This window comes from Halomonas sp. IOP_31, from assembly GCF_021151495.1.
Lineage (GTDB): Bacteria > Pseudomonadota > Gammaproteobacteria > Pseudomonadales > Halomonadaceae > Modicisalibacter > Modicisalibacter zincidurans.
Genome location: NZ_JAIRBP010000004.1, coordinates 15,615 through 38,191, shown reverse-complemented (window position 1 = coordinate 38,191; position 22,577 = coordinate 15,615). Strand labels below are relative to the sequence as shown.

The following is a 22,577-nucleotide window of genomic DNA, read 5'->3' as shown; positions in this document are numbered from 1 at the left end:
AACTGGCTGCGCTCGGCCAGGCGTTGTTGAGCCATTGACGTGAAATGCTCATGGACAATAGTCCACTCCGCTTTCCCGCCAATGCCTCGCCTAACCTGGCCATCGCTCGCTCAGTTTCACACTGAATAAGAACGAATCTAATCACTTGTATTTTGAGGAGCGTGCCGTGAGCACCCATCAGGATCTGATCGATCGCGACCGCAAGGTCACCTTTCATGCTTCGACGCACCTGCGCGACTTCGCCCATGGCGACGCGCCGGGTCGCGTGATTACCGGCGGCAAGGGCATCTCGATTGTCGACAAGCAGGGCCGCGAGATGATCGACGGCTTCGCCGGGCTGTATTGCGTCAACATCGGCTACGGGCGCACCGAGATGGCCGAGGCGATCTACCAGCAGGCCCTCGAGCTGTCCTATTACCACACCTACGTGGGCACCTCGAACGAGCCGCTGATCGAGCTTTCGGAGAAGATCTTGAAGCTCGCCGGCATGGGCATGTCCAAGGTCTACTACGGCATGTCGGGCAGTGACGCCAACGAGACCCAGCTCAAGCTGGTGCGCTATTACAACAACGTGCTCGGCCGCACCCAGAAGAAGAAGGTCATCGCGCGCAGCCGCGGCTATCACGGCTCGGGCATCGCCTCGGGCTCGCTGACCGGGCTGCCGACCTTCCACAATCATTTCGACCTGCCGATCGCCGGCATCCTGCACACCGAGGCGCCGTACTACTACCGGCGCAGCGATGCCCAGGCGGGCATGAGCGAGCGCGAGTTCGCCAAGGACTGCGCGGCCAGGCTCGAGGCGATGATCCTCGCCGAAGGCCCGGACACCGTGGCCGCCTTCATCGGCGAGCCGGTGCTGGGTACCGGCGGCATCGTCGCTCCGCCGGAAGGCTACTGGGACGAGATCCAGCAGGTCCTGGCCAAGTACGACGTGCTGTTGATCGCCGACGAAGTGGTCACCGGCTTCGGCCGCATCGGCACCGATTTCGGCAGCCACTACTTCGGCATGCGCCCCGACCTGATCACCGTCGCCAAGGGCCTGACCAGCGCCTATCAGCCGCTGTCCGGGGTGATCGTCGGCGACAAGGTCTGGCAAGTGCTCGAGCAGGGCACCGGCGAGTTCGGCCCGATCGGCCACGGCTGGACCTACTCCGGCCATCCGTTGGGCGCCGCCGCGGGCCTGGCGAACCTGGCGATCATCGAGCGCGAGGGGTTGACCCAGAACGCCGCCGAGACCGGCGCCTATCTGCAGCGTCAGATGCAGGCGACCTTCGCCGAGCATCCGCTGGTCGGCGAGGTGCGCGGCATCGGCCTGCTGGCGGCGCTGGAGTTCTCGCCCGACAAGGCCAACCGCGCGCACTTCGCGCCGGGGCTCAAGGTCGGCCCGCGGGTCAGCGCCGCGGCGGTCGAGGAGGACCTGATCGCCCGGGCCATGCCGCATGGCGACATTCTCGGCTTCGCGCCGCCGCTGGTGATCACCCGCGACGAGGTCGACGAGGTCGTCGCCCGCGCCAAGCGTGCGGTGGACAGGGTTACCGATGAGCTCGTCCGCTCGGGCGATTTCAAGGTTTGAACTTGTTGCGCTCGGTCATACGGCGTTGAACAGTGACTCATCATGCTCATTTACGACTTGTAAACTCCGCTGACTCGTCACTGTTCGCCTTGTCTGGCCTTCGCTCACTGGCGTTCAAATTCTTGAAATAAAGTGGCGATGATAGCGCTGCGGAAGTCCTGCTTTCGCGGCGCTATCGTTTATGGTGAATGGAAATTCGCGAGGTAAACCATGACCCAACCCAGCCATGGCGTGACGCTGGCCTCGATTTATCGCGCGCGTGCCAATCTCGTCGGCCAGGTCGTGCGCACGCCGCTGATACGATCCCAGGCGCTGTCGCGGCGCTTCGACGCCGAGGTGTTCCTCAAGCTGGAGAACCACCAGCCGAGCGGCGCCTTCAAGCTGCGCGGCGCGACTCACATGATCCGCACGCTGATGCAGGAAAAGGGCCCGGATGCGCTGGCGCGCGGCGTGACCACGGCATCGACCGGCAATCATGGCCGCGCGGTGGCGCTGGCGGCATCGAATCTCGGCGTGCCGGCGGTGATCTGTTTGTCGAGGCTGGTGCCCGACAACAAGGCGCGCGCCATCGAGGCGTTGGGTGCCGAAGTGCGGCGCGTGGGCAACAGCCAGGACGAAGCGTTCGGCGAGGTCGCGCGGCTGGTCGACGAGCAGGGCATGACGCTGGTCCCGCCGTTCGACGACCCGTTGATCGCCAGCGGCCAGGGCACCATCGGCGTCGAATTGCTCGAGGACCAGCCGGAGCTCGACCGGGTATTCGTCGGGCTCTCCGGCGGCGGTCTGCTGGGCGGTATCGGCGCGGCGCTCAAGGCGATCCGCCCGGCCACCCGGGTCACCGGGATCAGCCTCGCTCAGGGCGATGCCATGTGGCAGAGCCTGCAGGCCGGCCGGCCGGTGGAGGTCGACGAGGTCGAGAGCCTGGGCGACTCGCTGGGCGGCGGCATCGGGCTCGACAACCGCTGCACCTTCGCGCTGGTGGGCGAGGTGATGGACGATCATTACCCGGCCAGCGAGGCGGCGATCGCCCGGGCCATGGTCGCCATGCTGGCCGACGAGAAGATGCTCGTCGAGGGCGCGGCGGCGGTGGGCCTGGCGGCGCTGGACGAACACGCCATCGAGATTCGCGGCCAGCGCGTGGCGCTGATCGTCTCGGGCAACGGCGTGGCGCTGGAAACCTTCGATCGCGCCCGGGCGCTTGCCAAATCCGGTTAATCTTGCTGCGCTTTACCAGTACCGTCCGGCGATTCGGCCGGCGTTTCCGCTTCGATCTTCGTCAGCACAAAGGACCTCCGCCATGCAGCTCTATCAACGCGACGCCATCGAGTCGGCGGTCAGCATCGACACGGCCGCCCTGGAAGCGGTGGAAAACGCCTTCGCGGCGCTCGGCCGCGGCGACGTCGTGCAGCCGCCGATCCTTTCCATGGCGATCGAGGAATCCAACGGCGAGGTGGACGTCAAGACCGCGCATATCCGCGGCGGCGAGCGCTTCGCGATCAAGGTCAGCCCCGGCTTCTTCGACAACCCCAAGATCGGCTTGCCGAGCCTCAACGGGCTGATGATGGTGTTTTCCGCCAAGACCGGGCTGGTCGATGCGGTACTGTTCGACGAGGGCTATCTGACCGCGGTGCGCACCGCGCTGGCCGGAGCCCTCGCCAGCAAGCACCTGTCCCGCGAGGACAGCCGGCGGGTGGCGGTGCTCGGCGCCGGCGAGCAGGCCGAGCTTCAGGTGCGCGCGCTGCAACTGGTCCGCGATATCGACACCGTCGACGTCTGGGCGCGCAGCCGCGAATCGGCCGCGGCCTATGCCGAACGCGTGCGCGGGCTGGGGCTTTCCGTCAACGTTCACGACGAGGTTCGCGCCGCCTGCGAGCAGGCCGACATCATCGTCACCGCGACGCCGGCCCGCGAACCGATCCTCACCGCCCAGGACCTGCCTGACGGCGTGCACGTCACCGCCATGGGCTCGGACAGTCCCGACAAGCGCGAACTCGACGAGGAGGTGATGATCCGCGCCGACGCCTTCGTCTGCGACACCCGCGCCCAGAGCGAGACCAACGGCGAGCTCAAGGCGTTTGCCCGGCAAGCCGAGAACGCCTCGGCCGGTTCCGGGCGCGGCGCGGCCGGCTTGGTGGCCAATTCAGCCGGTTTCGGGGCTAATTCAGCCGGTTTCGGGGCCGACTCGGCCGGTTTCGGGGCCGATAAACAGCGCCAGCGGCAGCCGCCGTTCAAGGTCTACGAGCTGGGCCGGGTGATCGCCGAGGGCCAGCGGCTGCGCGTCTCGGACGCCAGCATCACCGTCTGCGACCTGACCGGCACCGGCGTGCAGGACACCGCGATCGCCAGCTTCGCGCTCGCGCGGCTGAGCTGAATCGAGCCCGGTTCAGCCATCGTCTCATTGAGCAGGAGGTTTCGATGCGACATTCCGCCAAGCCGCCGTTCGCGGGGTGGAACTGCCCGCTGACGATCCGGTGGACGGCGAGCTGCTGAAGCTGTGGCGCTGGGCTCGTGCGAGCCGTTCAGCGCACCGCGAGACCGCTGGCCTCGTCGAGCCCCAGATGGATGTTCATGCTCTGCACCGCGGCGCCGGCGGCGCCCTTGCCGAGGTTGTCGAGGCGGGCGACCAGCGCAAGCTGCTCCTCGCCACCGTAGACGAACAGGTCGACGCGGTTGGTATCGTTGGCGCCCTGGACGTCGAAGAAGCCGTGATCGAGGCTGGCCTCGTCCTGCAAGGGCATGACGTTGACGAAGCGCTCGCCGGCGTAGTGTGCGAGGTACGCCTCGCGGATCATTGCGCCGCTGGCGCCCGGCGCGAGTTGGCTGACATGCAGCGGCACGGTCACCGCCAGGCCCTTGAGAAACGGCCCGACCACCGGGCTGAACACCGGCGACAGCGCAAGCCCGCCATGTACGCGCATTTCCGGCAGGTGCTTGTGGGTCATGTTCATGGCATAGGGGCGCGGTGCGCTCAGGTGGCCGGCCTCGGCGGCCTGATACTCCTGAATCAACGTCTTGCCGCCACCGCTGTAGCCGGTCAGCGAGAACGCCGAAAGCGGGTAGTCGGCGGGCAGCAGGCCGGCGTCGACCAGCGGGCGCACCAGCATGACGAAGGCGCTGGCGTGGCAGCCGGGGTTGGCGATGCGCTTGCTTTGGCGGATCCGCTCGCGTTGGCCGGGGGCCAGTTCCGGCAGGCCGTAGGTCCAGCCGTCGGCGATGCGAAACGCCGTGCTGGCATCGATCAGGCAGGTATCGGGATTGTCCAGCAGCGCGACCGCTTCGCGCGAGGCGGCATCGGGCAGGCACAGCAAGGCCACGTCGGCGGCGTTGAGCAGGCGGCCGCGCTCGGTACTGTCCTTGCGCTTGGCAGGGTCGATGCGCAGCAACTCAATGTCGTCGCGCGCCTCGAGATAGTCGAGCAGACGCAGGCCGGTGGTGCCTTCCTGTCCGTCTACGTATACCTTGAATGCCATGGGAAATTCGTTACCTCCTTGAGCGGGTTCGTGCATGCGGACAGCGCCTGTCAACGAATCGTTCTCCATTGTGCGGTGATGCGAACGCGCTGTCATGTTCGGGCTTCGATCGGCCGTACGAGCCGCTGACATCCCTATCGATCACAGCAAGTGTTTACCGGCCAATGCGCGGCCAGGTATCGGCAATACGGTAGCCGGCGGGCCAGGGGTCATGCGGGTCGAGCGTATGCTGATGGGTGCCGGTGATGAACGCGCGCCCGCGGATCAGCGGCGTCACGGCTGCCTTGTCGCCAACGCGAGTGGTACCGTCGAGCCGGCAGACAAAGCGTGAATCGATGATCGATTCACCAATGAAGGTCTCGCCCACTCGAAGCTTGCCCTGGGCGTGCAGCAGCGCCATGCGCGCCGAACAGCCGGTACCGGTGGGAGAACGATCGAGCTTGCCCGGCTGAATCACCACCGTGTTGCGCCCGAGCCAGGCATCGCCCTTGCGCGTCAGCGGTGCGGCAATCTGGCAGAATGAGACGTGCCGCCAGTCGGGATTGGCGGGATGATGGAAGCCGAACTGCTCGTTGACTCTGCTCCCACAGCGTCTCGCCGGGCGGCGGAGCCACTCCGCCAACGATGACGTCACCTACCTCGCCTTCGGCATGGCAACTGACGCTATGAATCACACGAGTGGTCTGCATACGCTTCTCCGATGCTCAAGAGCGGGCTGACGTTCCTATCCACCGGCGTCTTGTCATTCACCCATGCCCAGATAGGCCTTCACGATCGACTCGTCCTCCCGGATCCTGGCGGCCTCGCCCTGCATCCGGATCTCGCCGTTTTCGATCACGTAGGCATAGTGCGCCAGACGTAGCGCCAGCCGCGCATTCTGTTCGACCAGCAGGATGGTGGTCCCCGCTTCATTGAGGCGCTTGATGATGCGCATGATGTCGGTGACGAGCTTCGGCGCCAGCCCCATCGAGGGCTCATCCAGCAGCATGACGCTGGGGCCGTGCATCAAGGCGCGCCCCATCGCCAGCATCTGCTGCTGGCCGCCGGAGAGCAGCGAGCCGTCCTGATGACGGTGTTCGTGCAGGGTTGGAAACAGCGCGTAGACCTCGTCGAGCCGCTGGCGACGTAGGGCATTGTCCTTGACCGTGAACGCGCCCAGCTCCAGGTTTTCCTTGACCGTCAGGCCGCGCAGGATGTGGCGGCCTTCCGGCACGTGAACCACCCCGCGGCGGGCGATTTCGTGGGCGGCCAGCCTGGCGATCGATTCGCCCTCGAGCTGGACGTCGCCACGCTGTGCTCGCACCAGCCCAGAGATGGTCTTGAGCGTGGTCGACTTGCCGGCGCCGTTGCTGCCCAGCAGGGTGACGATTTCTCCCTCGTGAACGGCCAGCGTCACGCCTCGCAGGGCCTGAATCTTGCCGTAGAAGGCTTCGACGTCGCGGATACTCAGGCGCACCTTGCCAGGCCGTGTGGCGCTGGCCGGCGGGTCGGTTTGAGTGATGGTTTCCGTCACAGCGCCAGCTCCTCGTCGTCCTGGCCGAGATAGGCCTCGATCACCTTGGGGTCGTTCTGCACCGTTTGCGGATCGCCTTCGGCAATCAGGCTGCCGTGATCGAGCACGCTGATATGCTCGGAGACATTCATCACCAGCCCCATGTCGTGTTCGATCAGCAGTACAGCCACGCCGCGTTCGTCACGGATGCGCCGGATCAGTTCGATCAGCGCCTGCTTCTCGCCGCTGTTGAGACCCGCCGCCGGCTCGTCGAGAAGCAACAGCTTGGGTTCGGTGGCCAGAGCGCGGGCGATCTCGACACGTCGCTGATGGCCGTAGGCGAGATTGGTCGCCAGCCGATCCTGATGTCCCGTCAGGCCCACGAAATCGAGGCACTCGAGGCTGGTCTCGAGAATTCGGCGCTCCTCGGCGCGCTGGCTCGGCAGTCGCAGGATGGCCGCCAGCGCACCGGCTCGGCTGCGACAGTGCTGTCCCGCCATGACGTTCTCGCGCACCGACATTTCGCGAAACAGTCGCACGTTCTGGAACGTGCGCGCGATACCCAGGCGCGTCACGGCATGTGGCTTGCGCTTGACGATGGGCTCGCCATCCAGCGTGATCTCGCCTTGCTGAGGGCGATAGAAGCCGGTGATCACGTTGAACATCGATGTCTTGCCGGCGCCATTGGGGCCGATCAGGCTGTGGATCCGGCCCGCGTCGACGCCGAAATTGACATCATGCAGTACGGTGTTGCCGGCGAAGCTCAGCGACACCTGTTTCAGTTGCAGCAGCATCGCTTCCCCCTAGGAACGCTTCTCGGGCCAGATACCGCTCGGCCGGAACAGCATGATCAGCAACAACAGCACCGCGAATATCAACAATCGCAAGGTGCCGAAATCCCGCAGCAATTCAGGACCGAGGACCACGATAAACGCCCCCAATATGACGCCGGGTATCTTGCCCATGCCGCCAAGCACCACTGCCAGCAGAATCAGTACCGACTGCTGGAAGCTGAAGCTCTCCGGCGAGATGGCACCCAGATTGACCGAGAAGAAGATGCCCCCAATCGCCCCGAAGATAGCGCCGATGACATACGCCGCCAGCTTGGTTGTGACCCGATTGATTCCCATCGCCTCGGCGGCGTCCTCGTCGTGGCGCACATAGAGCCATGCTCGCCCCAGGCGGGAATCGAACAGCCGCTGGCTGGCGATGTAGGCCAGCACCGCCAGCACCGCGAAGACATAGTAGAAGTCGATCGAGCTGTCGATATACCAACCGAACAGCGATGGCTCCGGAATCTGTGACAGACCGCTGGCGCCGCCGGTGATCTCCAGGTTGCGCGCGGAAAACCGCACGATCTCGCCAAAGCCCAGCGTCACGATGGCCAGGTAGTCGCTGCGCAGGCGTAACGTCGGCCCGCCGATAATCACGCCGGCGAGTGCTGCGGCCATCAGCGCGAAGGGAATCGCCGCCCAGAAATTGACGCCGAACTGCTGGGTCAGAATGCCCGCGGTGTAAGCGCCGACAGCAAAGAAAGCGGCGTAGCCGAGATCGAGCAGTCCGGCATAGCCGACCACGATATTCAGTCCCAGACAGAGCACCACGTAGAGCAATGCGTTAGTCAGGATCACCGTGGTGTACTGACTCGAGATCCACGGCGTGACAATCAGGATCACGAGAATCACCGCATGCAGCGCACGCCGTCGTCCCGGCGACTCGAAGGCCGCATACAGGCGTTGAAACGGATTGCGTGACTGCGGCTCGTCGGCATCCGACGGCGTGGATAGCGAATGTTTGTCCATGTCACATCCTCTCCACTTCGGATTTGCCCAGCAGGCCGGTGGGCTTGAACACCAGCACCAGGATCAGGATCGAGAAAGTGAAGACGTCTTTCCACTCGCTGCCGATAAAGGGAATGTGCGTCCCGAAGGATTCCAGCAATCCCAGGATCAGGCCGCCGAGCATCGCCCCGGTGATGCTGCCGATCCCCCCGATCACTGCGGCAGTGAAGGCCTTGAGCCCGATCAGAAAGCCCATGAAGTACCAGATGCTGCCGTAGTACGCGCCCGCCATGGTGCCGGCAGCCGCTGCCAGACCAGAGCCGATGAAGAACGTCACCGCAATGACGGCGGAGACGTTGATTCCCATCATTCGGCACATGTCCTTGTCGATGGAGACCGCACGCATGGCACGCCCGTACAACGTCTTGGAGACGAACAGCTCGAGCGCGATCATCAATACCGCGGCGGTCGCGACCAGCACGATCTGGTTGTAGGAGAGAAACAGGTTCCCCAGGTTCAAGCCGCCGAACCCAAGCTCGGTGCGAAACGCGGTGTACTGGCCGCCGGTCAGTGCCAGTGCCGCGTTCTGCAGCACCAGCGAAACGGCCAGTGCGGTAATCAGGATCGACAGCCTCGGCGCGCCAAGCATGGGATGATAGGCCACCCGCTCGATCAGCACGCCGAGACATCCGACCGCCAGCATTGCCAGCAGCATGGCGACGAAGATGCCGAGCCAGCCGGCGCCGAGAAATCCAGAAACCAGCGACAGTCCGCCGAAGCCGACGAAGGCACCGGTCATGTAGAGATCGCCGTGGGCGAAGTTGAGCAGTTTGATGACTCCGAACACCATGGTGTAACCGAGCGCCACCAGGGCATAGAAAGAGCCCAGCACCAGCCCGTCAACGAGCTGCTGTAGAAAGGAATCGTACCAGGTCATGAGCGTGCATCTCTGGACAGCGGAAAGGGCGGACGAACAGGTTGCACTACGTCATTTTCAGCAACGTCATTTTCCGCGACGCGTATCGTCATCTCCGGCTCGAGCTAAAGCTCGAGCCGGAAAGCTAGCCGTTATTTTTCGTAGCGGGTCCACTTGCCGCCTTGACCTTCGAGGACCACGAAGTTACTGCGTGCCAGCGTATGCTGCGGGGTAAAGGAGATCGGGCCGGCCAGCCACTCCTGGCCATCGGCACTGTTCAGCGCCTTGATGATGGCATCGGCGTCTGTCGAGCCGGCCTGGTTGATGGCCCAGACCATCAACTGCAGGCCATCGTAGGCGAGTGGCGCATACGGCCCCGGCGCGTTATCGAACGTGGACCGATAGTCGCTGATGAACTGCTGGGCGGCCGGCAGGAAGTCGGCGGTGGGGTTGGAGAAGGCGAACACGCCCTCGGCGGCCTGGCCGGCGATATTGAACAGTTCCGGCGAGTTGGAGCCATCGCCCACGGCGATGGTGCCCTGGAAACCGCGCTGACGCAGCTGGCGGATCAGCAGGCCACCGTCGGCATAATAGGCGGTCCAGAATACGGCCTCGGCACCGGAGCCGCGAATCTTGTTGACCAGCGCGGAGAAGTCCTGCTCGCCCTTGTTGACGTATTCGAAGGCCGAGACGGTGTGGCCTGCCTTGGTCCAGGCATCGCGGGTCAGGTTGGCCAGGTCCTGGGAATAGGCATCCCCTTGATTGACGATGGCCAGCTTCTCGATGCCCTTGCCTTCAAAGAAGTCGAGAGCGGTCTTGGCCTGATCGTTGCCCGTCGAGTTGATCATCACCGCGTTGCCCGGATTGGCCGGGATCAGTTGCGTCGAATTGGCCGCCACGATCACGAACGGGATATTGGCGTCACCGTAGATCTTGAGCGTGGGCTGCGTGGCGCCGGAGCAATACCCGCCCACCACCCCGACGACTTCCTGTGACGCCAGGCGACTGGCCGCGTTGACCGATTGCTGCGGATCACAGGCGGTATCGCCGGTCACCAGCTCAATCTGGCGGCCGCCCAGCAACCCACCGTCGGCATTGATCTCGTCGGCAGCCAGCGATATGGCATTGAACATATCCTTGCCGTAGGTCGCTTCGGAGCCGGTCGTCGGTACCTGAACGCCCAGTGTGATGGGGTCTTCCTGCGCCATGGCAAGAGAGCCGGTGGCGAGATTGACGATGGCCGCGGAGGCCATCAATTTGAGAAATTTATCCATACAGCGATTACTCCCTTTAGCGCTTATTGTTACTTGTTTGTTCGTACTGCAAAGGGGTCGGACGTTGCGCCCTTCCGAGCTTGGGCCGCGTTGAATGCGGTTTTTTCATCCTGCCATGGAAAGTTACGTTCTGACACCATGCTTTCTGTCGATACCGACTATCGATATCGACTGCCCGCTTGACCGAAGCGGGCGAGTCGATAGGGTTCGAGCGGTGGCAGGTTCTCTCGATCGATTGACGTGACGGGCGCGCCATGCTCGCTTGGCCCGGCTAGATCGGCGATCAGCTCGGCGGTGATCGCCGACTGGGTCAGTCCCAGATGGTGATGGCCGAAGGCCAGCAGTACGCGGCCGCCGTACACATGATCGATGATCGGCAACGAATCCGGCAGCGAGGGGCGAAAGCCCATCCACGGCGTGGCGCCCTCGACGTCGAGATCGGCCTTGAACAGGCCTCGGCTCAGGTGGTGCAACTGCCATGCCCGCGCCATGTTGGGCGGTGCGTGCAGTCCTGCGAATTCCACGGTACCGGCGAGCCTGAGCCCGGTTTCCATCGGCGTCATGATGAAGCGGCGTTCCAGCGAGGTGACCGCGAAGGGCAACCGATTGTGTTCGCGAGGCAGCATCAGGTGATAGCCGCGCTCGGTATCCAGCGGCACGCGCTTGCCGGTGAGCTGGGCGGTCAACGCTGCCGAATGCGCGCCGCAGGCGATGAGCACCTGGCGGGCCACGAGCTGTTGGCTGTCGGTGACGAGTCGAACGCCGGACTCGACGACTTGCGCCGAGCGCACCGTCTCCTGGGCGAAGCGCACGCCCTGGCGGCGGGCCGCTTCCACCAGTGTGGTGACAACCCGCCAGGGATCCAGCACATGTCCTGTGGCAGGAAAGAACAACCCGCCGAGCAGATCCTCCGAAAGCTGCGGTGCCGCGCGCTGGATCGTTTCGCGCTCCCACCACTCGACCGGCACCTGCTGTTCGCGCATGCGCGACTCGAGCGCTGCGAGTTTCTGACGTGACTCGGGTTTTTCGTAGACCAGCAGCGACCCACCCACTTTCAGCAGATGAACGCTGTCGACCGACGCCAGCAGGCGTTGCCACGCCGCCAGGCTGCGCTCGTTGAGGGCGCGGATGCCGGCCACACTCTGGCGGAACGGTGCTGGTCGCAGGTTCAGTACCAGCTGCGTCAGCCACGGCAGCGCGCGGGGCAGATATTTCCAGTCCAGCCGCAGCGGGCCCATCGGATCCATCAGCATGCCGGGCAGGGATTTCAGAATCGACGCATCGGCGATCGGGAAGACCTGTTCGGTGGCCAGATGGCCGGCATTGCCGTAGGAGGCGCCGCGCCCCGGCTCCTGGGTATCGAGTACCAGTACGCGGTGCCCCTGACGCGCCAGCGCCAGAGCGCTGGTCACGCCGACGAGGCCGGCACCGACGACGACGATATCGATATCGGCCGACGCCGAATGGGATGGGTCCGACATGCGCTACCTCATGACCAGGGCGATAACGAACGAGTAATGGCTCACGCGCTACGCAGGCTCTTGTCCAGCACCGCCGCGATGCCTTCCGCGGCGTCCTTGATATGAGTTTCCAGTAGCTGACAGGCCTGGTCGATGTTGCCCTGCCGAGCCAGCTGCAAGAGCTCGCGGTGTTCCTGTTCGGCCTTCTCGATCTCGCGGGTATAGAGCAATTGCATGCGGATATAGCGTCCCGCCTTGGTGTTCAACTGACCAACCATGGCCAGGGTTTCGGGCAGCGCGGAGGAGGCATACAAGGCGTGGTGAAACGCGCAGTTGTAGTCGCTCCAGTTGTCGATCTGACTGCCGGAATCGAGCGCTGCATCGTATTGGCGAAGAATGCCTTCGGCACGATCGAGATCCGCCGCCGTCAGATTGGGGATCGCGTAGCGCAGTACGTATGTCTCGAGCAGAATGCGCAGATCGAACAGCTCGCGAATCGCGGCCACGGAGAGCTCGGTGGTGAACGCGCCGCGATGGGCGTGGAACTCCACCAGCCCCTCGGACTCCAGGGTCAGCAGTGCCTCCCTGACGGGAATGCGGCTGACGTCGTAATCTCTGGCCAGCGCGTCCTGTCGCAGCTGGGAGCCGCCCTTGAATTCGCCGCCGAGAATACGTTCGCGCAGGTCGTCCGCGACGTGCTGGGCTCGGGTCTTGAAAGTTGCCATGGTTAGCGAATATCCCGTTGATTTTCGGATATTGTATCCAATCCAAAAATCGAACGCCGACTTTTCAGGCGGCGCTGGTCTGGGCCGACCACTGCGCATACCATTCGCGGAACAGCGCGTACTGAGTCTCGACGTAACGCCGCTGTGCTTCGCTCAAGGCATCGCTCTCGTTGAAGTGCAGCTCGTAGGCGCTGTCGCCATTGAGCACCATCAGTTGCTTGTAATAGAGCACCAGGTCGACCCCCTCATCGAAGGAGGAGAGCACCGCCAGCGCGGATTCCAGTTCGTGGGCCAGGCGTCGCGCCTCGACGTCGCCCTTGGCGGCTTTCTGGCTCAGCGCGATCAGTTGCAGTACTTCCCGGGGCAGCGCGTTGCCGACCCCGGTGATCGCGCCGGTGGCGTTGCAGTTGACGAAGCCGTGGACGACCTGGGTGTCGACGCCGATCATCAGGCTGACATCGTTGTCCTGGGAGGTAATGTGCTCCGCCGCATAGCGCAGATCGTCGGCGCCACCGAACTCCTTGAAACCGATCAGATTCGGGTGCTCGCGACGCAACTCGAAGAACAGCTCGGCACGGGTGGTGAAGCCGTAGTACGGGCTGTTGTAGATCACTGCCGGCAGCTCGGGGGCGGCGTTCAGAATCGCCGCGAAGTGCGCCTTCTGAGCGGCCGGTGCGGTGCCGCGGGAGAGCACGCGGGGAATCACCATCAGCCCTTGCGCGCCGACCCTGGCGGCATGGGTGGCGTGAGAGACCGCTTCTTTTGAGTTGACCGCGCCGGTGCCGACGATGGTAGGCACGCCGGCGGCGACCAGCCTCGTCACCCCTTCCTGACGCTCGGCTTCGCTGAGCAGCGGCCAGTCGCCCATCGAGCCGCAGTAGACCACGGCGCGCATGCCGAGATCGACGAGCTCGCGCCCCTTGGCGACCAGCGCATCGTAATCCGGTGCGCGGTCGGCCGTGCACGGGGTCATCAAGGCGGGAATACAGCCGGAGAAGATGGAGTGGTTCATGGTTGTCCTCTGGAATCTCTGAGTATTGTGGTCGGAACAGTGTCTCGAAGCGTTGCTATGACGCGGTGATGCCCCAGGCAAACGGGTCGTTGTCGTCGATCAGTAGCGTGGCATCGGCGGTGACGTAAGCGTTGCCGGTGATGGAGGGCAGTACTCGATCGTCCCGCCACTCGTAGCGTCCTTCGAAGCGGCTACCGGTGATGCCGGCCTGCACCCAGGTCTCGCCGGGGGCCAGCTTGCCGTCCGCCGCCAGGCAGGCCAGCTTGGCGCTGGTACCGGTGCCGCAGGGGGAACGGTCATAGGCCTTGCCCGGGCAGAGTACGAAGTTGCGACTGTCGGCCGGTGTAATGGTATCGGCGTCGGTGGCGACGTCATCGGCGAACAGCTCTATGTGGTCGATGTGGCCGCCGTTCTCGCCGCTGATTGCCTGCGTATCGAGCGCTTGGCGGATCGCCCAGGTAAAGGCTGTCAGTGCTTCTTCGTTGGCCAGCGTCACCGTCTGGTCATGCTCGCCGACCAGAAAAAACCAGTTGCCGCCCCAGGCGATATCGCCATGCACCACGCCGTAGCCGGGCACCTCGACCGGGACGCGCTGGCGATAGCGGTAGGCGGGGACGTTGCGTACCGTCACCGCGCCGTCTTCGTGCAGCGTGGCGCTGACCGGTCCGACGGGGGTATCGATCCTGTGATCGCCGGGCTGGATCAGGCCGAGATGCTGCAGCGATGCCACCAGGCCGATCGTGCCGTGACCGCACATGCCCAGATAGCCAGTGTTGTTGAAGAAGATCACGCCGCAGGTCGCGCCCGGTGAAACGGGTTCGCAATAGAGCGCACCGACGAGAACATCGTTGCCACGCGGCTCGAGCAGACAGGCACGACGCCAGTGGTCATGGGATTCCCGCAAGGCGTCGCGCTTTTCGACCAGGGTTTCGCCCGGCAGGGCCGGGAAGCCGTCCATCACCAGACGCGTCGGTTCGCCTCCGGTGTGGGAATCGATGACATGGATGCATTTCATGCACGCTTTCCTCTGCTCTGGCGGGTCCATGACGCATGCGGCAAGGGCCGAATGAATGAGCGACCAAAATGTTGTAGATTTTATACAATCTCTAGAAGTGTTCGTGCAAGTGACTTTCAGGTCAATCGGCTTGTCGTGACTCGAAAAAACGACCAGTTTGAGAGAGATTGGAGATTCTCCAGCAATTCAGGCAAGCGTGATAAGGACGACCCATGAGCAAGCGCGCACTGGCTTTCGATGTCTACGGTACCTTGATCGACACCCACGGCGTGGTCGAGGAACTGAGCCGGCGGATCGGCGAGCGTGCCGGCGAATTCTCGCAGCGCTGGCGCGAGAAGCAGCTCGAATACGCTTTTCGTCGCGGCCTGATGGGTGCCTTCGTCGATTTCTCGCAATGCACCCGCGAGGCCCTGGAATTCGTCGACCGGGCGCTGGGTACACGGCTGTCCGACACCGACAAGGAACGGCTGATGGCTACCTATGGCCAGTTGCCGGCGTTTGCCGACGTCGCGCCGGCGCTGGAACGGCTCGGGCAACTCAGGATGCAGCGAGTGGCATTTTCCAATGGCAGCCGCCAGGCGGTCAGCCAGTTGCTTGATCAGGCCGGGGTGCTCGATCGTTTCGACGATATCGTCAGCGTCGAGGAGCTCAAGCGCTTCAAGCCGGATCCGGCGGTCTACGCCCATCTTCATCAACGTATCGAAGCCGACGCCCACGACACCTGGCTGGTCTCCAGCAATCCCTTCGACGTGATCGGCGCCAAGCACGCCGGCCTGCGTGCCGTATGGGTACGGCGCAGCGCCGAGGCACCGTTCGACCCCTGGGGCGGCGAACCCGACATGACCGTCGCCGATCTCGGCGAGCTGGCGTCGGCATTCAGTCAATGAACCTGTTCTGCTCATGAATCTTCGAGTTCCGGGCAAGCTGAAGCTCGTCAGACGCCGCGTCAGCGTGGTTCTGGTCGTGCTGGCGGCGCTCGTGGCGCTGTTGCTGGTCGTCTGGCTGTGGGTGTTGCCGGCGTATATCGACCAGCGTTTCAGCCGGATGCTGGCTGACAAGACCGGCCGTCAGGTGGATATCGAGGATGTCGCCATCACGCCGTGGCGCTCGCGGGTAACGCTGGAGGGGTTGAGCATTGCCGGCCAGGGCGATACCCCGGTGTTCGCCAGTCGCCGGGTGGTGGCGACGCTCGACTGGCACTCGCTGACCGCCGCAGGCTGGCGTTTCGAACGGATCGATCTTAAGGCGCCGAGGCTGCAACTGATCTGGCGCTCGAGCGGCGAATGGAACCTGGCCCAGCTGTTCGGCGGCAGCAGCGGCGGCAATAAAGAATCGATGCAGCTACGTATCGCTCGGCTCAACGTCAGCGATGGCCGGCTGGACTGGATCAACCGGCGGCCAGACCGGCCGTTGACGCTGACTCTAAAGGGCCTCGAGCTCGAGGCCCGCGACTACGACAACACCGCGCAGCGGCCCTTCGGCTTGAGCGGCCAGGCGGACTGGAACGGCGGCACTCTCAACGGCGAGGGCGAGATGGGCTTCTCGCCATGGACGCTGGATGTCGATCTGAGCGCCGAGCAGGTGCCGCTGACCACGCTGTCGGGCTACCTGGCCCACGTGGTTCGCGCCCAGCCGGCGGCGGGCGAGCTGGGCGCGCAGATTCGCCTGCGTGCGGGCCGGGCCAGCGATGCCGGCACGCGGGTCTCCGGCGCCGGGGCAATCGAGGGTCTCCAGATGCGCGACCCCGAGGACGGCGATCCCATCGCCCGCGCCGAGCGCTTCGCCGTGGAGGGGCTGACGTTCGCCAGTGCGCAGCCCGAGCTGACCGCCAAGCGAGTGACGCTCGAGGCCCCCTGGCTCAGGGTGACCATCGACGAGCAACTCGACACCAATCTCGATGCCTGGCGACCGCCGAACGATGGTTCGGGAGGCGCCGGCATGCGCTACGCGATCGACACCCTGGCCATCGAGCAGGGCGCCGTGGCTTTCAGCGACCGTCACCTGCCGCGCCCGTTCACCATCGATTTCTCGGCCTTGACCGGCGAGTGGCGTGACATCAATTCCGGCCGGGAAGGCGACGGCCAGCTGTCGCTGAAGGGCCAGGTGGCCGATGGCTCGCCGCTGCGTATCGAGGGTGCCTTCGACCCGCTGGGCGATACCTTGAGCGGCCGCCTCAACCTGCACTTCGAGCGCCTCGACCTGAAAACCTTTGCGCCTTATCTGCGCGCGTTCGGCGGCTATGCGATCGAGCAGGGCCAGGCGACGCTGGATCTCGATTATCGACTCGAGCAGGGCCGGTTAGAGGCGCAGAACCATCTCGTCCTGCGTCAGTTGCAACTCGGCGAAGAGGTCGACGCCTCGGCCACCGATCTGCCGCTCAAGACATTGATCGGCGTGCTGAAGAACGACGATGGCGTCATCGAGCTCGACATCCCCATGCGTCTCCCGCTGGATAATCCCGGTTCGGTGGATTTCGGCAGTGTCGCCGGCCAGGCGATCCGCGAGGCGCTCGAGAACCTGGTTTCCTCGCCGCTCGAGACGCTTTCCGAGGTGGCCGGGGGTGGTGGTGAAGACGGTTCGGACGCCGGCAATGACAGCGGCACGGGCCAAACGAGCGCTGCCCGGAGCGATGCCGAGTCCACGGAAAGCGACGAAGACGGTCCGACGGCGCTCTACGAGCGGGCCCGCACTCGCCAGTGATCTTGCGGCGCCCGATTGGCTGATGACGGTCGCGCTGGGCTAGTCTGAACACAGCATCACTCGATTGCACGGGGAAGTCATGTCGCCACGAGACCCGGACTCCAGCCGTTATCGCCGCCTGCTCTGGCTGACCTGCCTGCTGGGCGCGATGCTGCTGGCCTGGGCGGCGAGCGCCCAGCAGCCGTCCCAAACCCAGCGCCATGCGCTGGTATTGACGCTGCAAGGCAGCGTCGGTCCGGCGACCAGTGACTACTTTCAGCGCGGCCTGGAAAAGGCCCAGCGCGACGGTGCGGCGCTGGTGGTACTGCGCCTCGATACGCCCGGCGGGCTGGCCGTGGCGATGCGCGACATGATCAGCGCGATGCTCGCATCAACGGTGCCGGTGGCGGTGTACGTCGCCCCCGAAGGCGCGCGTGCCGCCAGCGCCGGCACCTATCTGGTATATGCCAGCCATGTCGCGGCGATGGCGCCGACCACCCATCTGGGCTCGGCGACGCCGGTGCGTATCGGCGGCGGCGAACAGCCCGATGAGAGCGCGGACGAGGGCGATGCCAGCGGCAACCAGGCTGAGGATGAAGGCCCGCGGCGCGGCGACACCGCCATGCAGCGCAAGGTACTCGAGGACGCGGTGGCCTACATTCGCAGCCTTGCCGAGCGCCAGGGGCGCAATGCCGAGTGGGCCGAACGCGCGGTGCGCGATGCCGTCAACCTGACCGCCCGCGAGGCGCTCGATGCCAACGTCATCGAGGTCATCGCCGGCGACGTTGCCGAACTGCTGGAGCGCATCGACGGCCGTGAGGTGGTGATGGCCGACGGCACGCGCAGCCTGGAAACCGCCGGGCTGTCCCTCGAACGTTTCGATCCTGACTGGCGCACCAAGCTGCTGAGCGTGATCAGCGATCCCAACGTCGCTTACCTGCTGATGATCGTGGGCTTCTACGGCCTGGTCTTCGAGCTGATCAATCCCGGCATGCTGGTGCCCGGGGTGGTCGGCGGCATCAGCCTGCTGCTGGCGCTGTTCGCCTTCCAGGTGCTGCCGATCAACTACGCCGGGCTGGGGCTGATCCTGCTGGGTCTGGCGCTGATCGTCGGCGAGGCGATGATGCCCAGCTTCGGGGTGCTGGGCATCGGCGGTATCGTCGCTTTCGTGGCAGGCTCGGTGATGCTGATGGACGATCGCAACCTGGCGGTGTCGCTGCCGTTGATCGGAGGGGTGGCGCTCGCCGCCTCGGGGTTCATGCTGTGGGTGATGCTGCGCTTCATGCGTCTGCGGCGCCGCCCTCCGCGTGCCGGGCAGAGCGAGCTGATCGGCGCCGAGGCCACCGCGCTGGACGCTTTCGGTACGCCCGAACAGGGGCGCGGCCACGTGCGGTTGCGTGGCGAGCGCTGGAACGCGCGCAGCGATCGACCGGTGCGTGCCGGCCAGCGGTTGCGCGTGGTCGCGGTCGACGGGCTGACCGTCGAGGTTACTACCGAGCCTGGCGTATCCACGCAGGAAACACCCGCATCGAATGCTCTTTCACGGCCGAAACCAGGAGGTCCGACATGATGCTTTACTATCTTGTGCCGATCGTGCTGTTGATCCTGCTGATCGCGGCATCGATTCGCATCCTCCCCGAGTACAAGCGCGGGGTGGTGTTCTTCCTCGGGCGTTTCCAGGCGGTCAAGGGCCCGGGACTGTTCCTGATCGTGCCGGTGATCCAGAAGATGCAGGTGGTCGATCTGCGGCTGATCACGCTCGACGTGCCCGAGCAGGACGTGATCTCCCAGGACAACGTCACCGTGCGCGTCAACGCGGTGCTGTACTTTCGCGTCGTCGATCCCGAGAAGGCGATCATCCAGGTCGAGCACTTCGCCACCGCCACCAGCCAGCTGGCCCAGACCACGCTGCGCTCGGTGCTCGGCAAGCACGATCTCGACGAGATGCTCTCCGAGCGCGATCGGCTCAACGACGACATCCAGGAGATCCTCGACGTGCAGACCGAAAGCTGGGGAATCAAGGTGGTCAACGTCGAGATCAAGCACGTCGATCTTGACGAGAGCATGATCCGCGCCATCGCCCGTCAGGCCGAGGCCGAACGCGAGCGGCGCGCCAAGGTGATTCATGCCGAGGGCGAACTGCAGGCCTCGCAGAAGCTGCTCGAGGCGGCCAACGTGATGTCGGCCAACCCGGCGGCGCTGCAGTTGCGCTACCTGCAGACGATGAGCGACATGAGCGCCAAGAACGCCTCGACGATCGTCTTTCCGTTGCCGCTGGACGTGATGGAGGCGTTCCGCGCGATGCGCGGCGAGCACGCCACGCCCCCGACCGATGACCCTGCAGCGCCTGAGCGTCAGCGTCCATAGACGCGCTGCATCGCCTCATCGCTGTAGGCGCGACCATAGCGGCGCAGGGCATACAGGTACATGGCCAGCCCGAAGACCATCCAGCCGCCGAACACCAGCCATTCGACCGCGGTCAGCGCCGAGGGGCTGCCGGGCAGGTACAGGCAGGCCATGGCGAAGGACAGCACCACGGCGAGACCGCCCACCAGCTTGCCTCCGGCGACCCGGAACGGCCGCTCCATCTGCGGCTCGCGCGAGCGCAGCACCATGAACGACAGCGCCACGAACAAATAGGCGATCACGATGCCCAGCCCACCGGCATCGACCAGCCAGACCATCGCCGGGCGGCCCAGGAAGGGGGCGATGCTCGACAGTGCGCCGATCATCACGATGGCATTGGTGGGCGTTTTATAGATCGGGTGCAGCTTGCCGAGGAAGGCGGGCAGCATGCCGGCGTGAGCCAGCGCGTAGATCGCCCGCGAACCGCCGATGTAGAAGGCGTTCCAACTGGTGATGATCCCGGCAATGCCCGCCAGGACCATCAGCTTGCTGCCCCACGGACTGGCGAAGACCGCGGCCATGGCGTCCGGCACGCTCAGCGAACTCGTGGTGAGCGCCTCGTGGTCGAGCATCAGGCTGGTGCCGAGGATGATCAGCGAATACCAGGCCACCGCCATCAGCACCGCGATGATCAGCACCTTGCCGATATCGCGAAACGGCAGGTCGATCTCCTCCGCAGCCTGGGGAATCACGTCGAAGCCGACGAACAAGAACGGCACCAATACCAGCACCGCCATGATCCCGCCGGCCCAGCCGCCGCTGGCCTGGTGATTGAACAGCGGGGCCATGTTGACGCCGTCCCCGGCGAACAGCGCACCGGTTATGAACAATACCCCGACGACCAGGATCAGCCCGGTGACCAGCTTCTGGACCAGCGCCGCCGTGCTGATGCCGAGGTAATTGATGGCCATCATCGCCAGCGAACCGATCACGCCCACCGCCACCCAGGTGGCCTTGACGTCCCAGCCGGCGACGGTCCACAACAGGCCGACATCGTAGCCGGGCAGCAACTGCTCGAAGACGGTGGGAAGCGCCACCGCCTCGAACGACACCACGCTGACGTAGCCCAGCACGATGCTCCAGGTGCACAGGAAGGAGGCGAAATGCCCCAGCGCGCGGTAGCTGTAGACGTGCTCGCCGCCGACCTTGGGCATCGCCGCGGCCAGCTCGGCGTAGGTCAGCCCCACCAGCAGCACGGCGATGCCGCCGAGGATGAAGGCGAGGATGGCGCCGAGGCTGCCGCCATCGAGGATCGCGTTGCCGGTCAGCACGATCCAGCCCCAGCCGATCATGGCGCCGAAGGCCAGCGCCAGTACGTCGCCCCGCGCGAGTACGCGTACTAGTGTGTGGTCATGCGAAGTCTCATTCATGGGTATTCCAGCCGTGTTGGTGGTCGTCCGTGATGGTCCGCCGCGAGTGGCCGGGCGGGGCCTGTCCTTCAAACCTATTCATCAAAATAGCAGTGGGGCGGAGCCGCGTTGTACAGCTCGCCAGGCTGGCGTTGAGTTGGATTGGCGATATCACCGAGGTCTAGGCTAACTTGCCTTGTTAGGCGCAGTTGTCCGCGACCGCTGACCTGCGCATGAAAAGCCAGGTAGGGCATCCAACTTTCAAGGAGATTGATCATGCATATTACTCGGAAATCGATTTTCGTCACGGGCGCCGGTAGCGGCATCGGCCGTGCCACCGCCGTGGCGCTGGCACGCAAGGGCGCGCGGTTGACGCTATCGGGCCGACGCAAGGAACCCCTCGAAGAGACGGCGCGCCTGGTACGAGAGGCCGGCGGCGAGGCCTTGGTATTGGCCGGAGACGTCAGCGACGAAACCTGGCAGCAAAGCACCCTGCGCCAGATCGTTGCGCATTTCGGCGGTTTGGATGGCATCGTCAATAGCGCGGGGAGCGTGAGTGCGGGCGAGCTAGAAACGATCGAGCCCGGCGATATACGCAAGCAAGTGGAAGTCAATCTCATCGCACCGATACTGCTCATTCGCGCCGCCTTGCCCAGCCTGCGCCAGAGTGAAGCGGCCGTTATCGTCAATGTTTCGTCTTCCATCGGTCTGGTCGGGATGCCTTTCTATGCGCCTTATGCCGCGACCAAGGGCGGGCTTGCGCGGTTTGGCGAGGCCCTGCGGCGGGAACTCTCCGATGAGCGCGTACACGTCATGACCGTCTACCCCAGTGCCACGGATACGCCGATGATGGAGACGGCCGACTCCGGCGATAAAGCGGGCTACGAGACGCCCGAAGCGGTCGCCGACGCGCTGGTGGCCGGTCTCGAAAACGACGCTATCGATGTGATCCGTGGCGGGGATGACTTCATTGATCTGGTTAAAACCAATCACGACAATCCGCGCAAGGCCGACAGCCTGATCGAGGAAAAGAAAGCCAGTCTCGAACAGCGCGCTGCGCGCCATCGCAGCATGTGAGAGGTGTCCGGCTTGAGGACCTAATAGTTGACGGCATGATCGGGAAGCTGCGTGTCGATCGAGGCGGGCTTGATCAGCGTCACCGCGATGGGTGCCCGCTCCTGCTCGGTTTCGAGCCGAAAGGCATCGATGAACCCTTTGATCGCATGCTTGGACGCCGAGTACATGCCCTGAACCGGAAGCGCGAACTCGGAAGCGGCGCTACCCACCGCGATGATCGCGCCCCCGTATTGCCGCAAATGTTTGCGGGCGGCGGGCGAGCCGAAAACGACACCCCAGAAATTGGTATTGAACAGTCGGCGGTACTCCGCCGACGAGGGCGCATCCTGCCGCTTTGCGCAGCGTCTGGTT

At 64.6% G+C, this 22,577-nt stretch carries 20 protein-coding genes and 2 pseudogenes; 8 read left to right on the top strand and 14 right to left on the bottom strand.

What is annotated here, in order from left to right:
* Positions 1–166 precede the first annotated feature (166 nt).
* The 3 genes from K7I12_RS03690 to K7I12_RS03680 all read left to right on the top strand — a co-directional run bounded on the left by K7I12_RS03690 (position 167) and on the right by K7I12_RS03680 (position 3,941).
* A complete protein-coding gene (locus K7I12_RS03690) occupies positions 167–1,573 on the top strand; it encodes an aminotransferase (protein WP_231663059.1) in 1,407 nt (468 codons plus the stop codon).
* Between the two features lie 210 nt (positions 1,574–1,783).
* Positions 1,784–2,785 (top strand): hydroxyectoine utilization dehydratase EutB, encoded by a 1,002-nt coding sequence (eutB, locus tag K7I12_RS03685; RefSeq protein WP_231663056.1) that lies wholly within the window; start codon positions 1,784–1,786, stop codon positions 2,783–2,785.
* An 82-nt stretch (positions 2,786–2,867) separates the two neighbouring features.
* Entirely contained in the window at positions 2,868–3,941 is a 1,074-nt protein-coding gene (locus K7I12_RS03680; protein WP_231663054.1) for an ornithine cyclodeaminase family protein, read from the top strand.
* A gap of 148 nt (positions 3,942–4,089) precedes the next feature.
* Here K7I12_RS03680 and argC read toward each other — a convergent pair whose 3' ends face one another.
* The 12 genes and pseudogenes from argC to K7I12_RS03625 form a co-directional block, all read right to left on the bottom strand.
* Positions 4,090–5,040 (bottom strand): N-acetyl-gamma-glutamyl-phosphate reductase, encoded by a 951-nt coding sequence (gene argC, locus K7I12_RS03675; protein ID WP_231663053.1) that lies wholly within the window; start codon positions 5,038–5,040, stop codon positions 4,090–4,092.
* A gap of 154 nt (positions 5,041–5,194) precedes the next feature.
* Positions 5,195–5,674 (bottom strand): proline racemase family protein, encoded by a 480-nt coding sequence (locus tag K7I12_RS03670; RefSeq protein WP_331460571.1) that lies wholly within the window; start codon positions 5,672–5,674, stop codon positions 5,195–5,197.
* A pseudogene (locus K7I12_RS17645) lies at positions 5,663–5,729 on the bottom strand (hypothetical protein); the annotation flags it as partial. The gene K7I12_RS03670 and the pseudogene K7I12_RS17645, both read right to left, overlap by 12 nt.
* 53 nt (positions 5,730–5,782) lie before the next feature.
* The gene (locus tag K7I12_RS03665; protein WP_231663052.1) at positions 5,783–6,553 is read right to left on the bottom strand and encodes an ABC transporter ATP-binding protein; all 771 of its coding nucleotides are present in this window, start codon (positions 6,551–6,553) and stop codon (positions 5,783–5,785) included.
* Positions 6,550–7,326 (bottom strand): ABC transporter ATP-binding protein, encoded by a 777-nt coding sequence (locus tag K7I12_RS03660; RefSeq protein WP_231663051.1) that lies wholly within the window; start codon positions 7,324–7,326, stop codon positions 6,550–6,552. Before K7I12_RS03660 ends, K7I12_RS03665 begins: the two co-directional genes overlap by 4 nt.
* 9 nt (positions 7,327–7,335) lie before the next feature.
* Positions 7,336–8,334, bottom strand: a complete 999-nt coding sequence (locus K7I12_RS03655) for a branched-chain amino acid ABC transporter permease (protein WP_084173293.1) — start codon at positions 8,332–8,334, stop codon at positions 7,336–7,338.
* A 1-nt stretch (position 8,335) separates the two neighbouring features.
* On the bottom strand, positions 8,336–9,250 hold the full coding sequence (locus K7I12_RS03650) for a branched-chain amino acid ABC transporter permease (protein WP_031382686.1): 915 nt from the start codon (positions 9,248–9,250) through the stop codon (positions 8,336–8,338).
* A gap of 131 nt (positions 9,251–9,381) precedes the next feature.
* Entirely contained in the window at positions 9,382–10,503 is a 1,122-nt protein-coding gene (locus K7I12_RS03645) for a branched-chain amino acid ABC transporter substrate-binding protein (protein ID WP_031382687.1), read from the bottom strand.
* Positions 10,504–10,661: 158 nt separating this feature from the next.
* Positions 10,662–11,984 carry an NAD(P)/FAD-dependent oxidoreductase gene (locus K7I12_RS03640; RefSeq protein ID WP_231663049.1) on the bottom strand — a complete coding sequence of 441 codons (1,323 nt, stop codon included), beginning with the start codon at positions 11,982–11,984 and terminating at the stop codon, positions 10,662–10,664.
* 41 nt (positions 11,985–12,025) lie between these two features.
* On the bottom strand, positions 12,026–12,688 hold the full coding sequence (locus K7I12_RS03635) for a GntR family transcriptional regulator (RefSeq protein ID WP_031382689.1): 663 nt from the start codon (positions 12,686–12,688) through the stop codon (positions 12,026–12,028).
* 64 nt (positions 12,689–12,752) lie between these two features.
* Positions 12,753–13,700, bottom strand: a complete 948-nt coding sequence (locus tag K7I12_RS03630; RefSeq protein WP_031382690.1) for a dihydrodipicolinate synthase family protein — start codon at positions 13,698–13,700, stop codon at positions 12,753–12,755.
* Between the two features lie 55 nt (positions 13,701–13,755).
* Positions 13,756–14,715, bottom strand: a complete 960-nt coding sequence (locus K7I12_RS03625; RefSeq protein WP_031382691.1) for a 4-hydroxyproline epimerase — start codon at positions 14,713–14,715, stop codon at positions 13,756–13,758.
* A gap of 212 nt (positions 14,716–14,927) precedes the next feature.
* On the opposite strand from K7I12_RS03625, the gene K7I12_RS03620 reads away from it, so the two are divergent.
* The 4 genes from K7I12_RS03620 (at position 14,928) to K7I12_RS03605 (ending at position 19,761) form a co-directional block, all read left to right on the top strand.
* Positions 14,928–15,602, top strand: coding sequence for a haloacid dehalogenase type II (locus tag K7I12_RS03620; RefSeq protein WP_031382692.1), 675 nt, complete (start codon positions 14,928–14,930; stop codon positions 15,600–15,602).
* A gap of 13 nt (positions 15,603–15,615) precedes the next feature.
* The gene (locus K7I12_RS03615) at positions 15,616–17,415 is read left to right on the top strand and encodes a DUF748 domain-containing protein (RefSeq protein WP_231663047.1); all 1,800 of its coding nucleotides are present in this window, start codon (positions 15,616–15,618) and stop codon (positions 17,413–17,415) included.
* Positions 17,416–17,494: 79 nt separating this feature from the next.
* On the top strand, positions 17,495–18,964 hold the full coding sequence (locus K7I12_RS03610; protein WP_231663044.1) for an NfeD family protein: 1,470 nt from the start codon (positions 17,495–17,497) through the stop codon (positions 18,962–18,964).
* Complete coding sequence (locus K7I12_RS03605) at positions 18,961–19,761, top strand: slipin family protein (protein WP_231663043.1); 801 nt, start codon at positions 18,961–18,963, stop codon at positions 19,759–19,761. The genes K7I12_RS03610 and K7I12_RS03605 overlap by 4 nt, the downstream gene beginning before the upstream one ends.
* Here K7I12_RS03605 and K7I12_RS03600 read toward each other — a convergent pair.
* Positions 19,749–21,170 (bottom strand): APC family permease, encoded by a 1,422-nt coding sequence (locus K7I12_RS03600; protein ID WP_231663042.1) that lies wholly within the window; start codon positions 21,168–21,170, stop codon positions 19,749–19,751. The genes K7I12_RS03605 and K7I12_RS03600 overlap by 13 nt on opposite strands.
* A 255-nt stretch (positions 21,171–21,425) precedes the next feature.
* On the opposite strand from K7I12_RS03600, the gene K7I12_RS03595 reads away from it, so the two are divergent.
* Complete coding sequence (locus K7I12_RS03595; RefSeq protein WP_031382697.1) at positions 21,426–22,226, top strand: SDR family NAD(P)-dependent oxidoreductase; 801 nt, start codon at positions 21,426–21,428, stop codon at positions 22,224–22,226.
* A gap of 20 nt (positions 22,227–22,246) precedes the next feature.
* Here the strand turns inward: K7I12_RS03595 and K7I12_RS03590 are convergent.
* Positions 22,247–22,531: pseudogene (locus K7I12_RS03590) on the bottom strand (SDR family NAD(P)-dependent oxidoreductase); the annotation flags it as partial.
* Positions 22,532–22,577 lie beyond the last annotated feature (46 nt).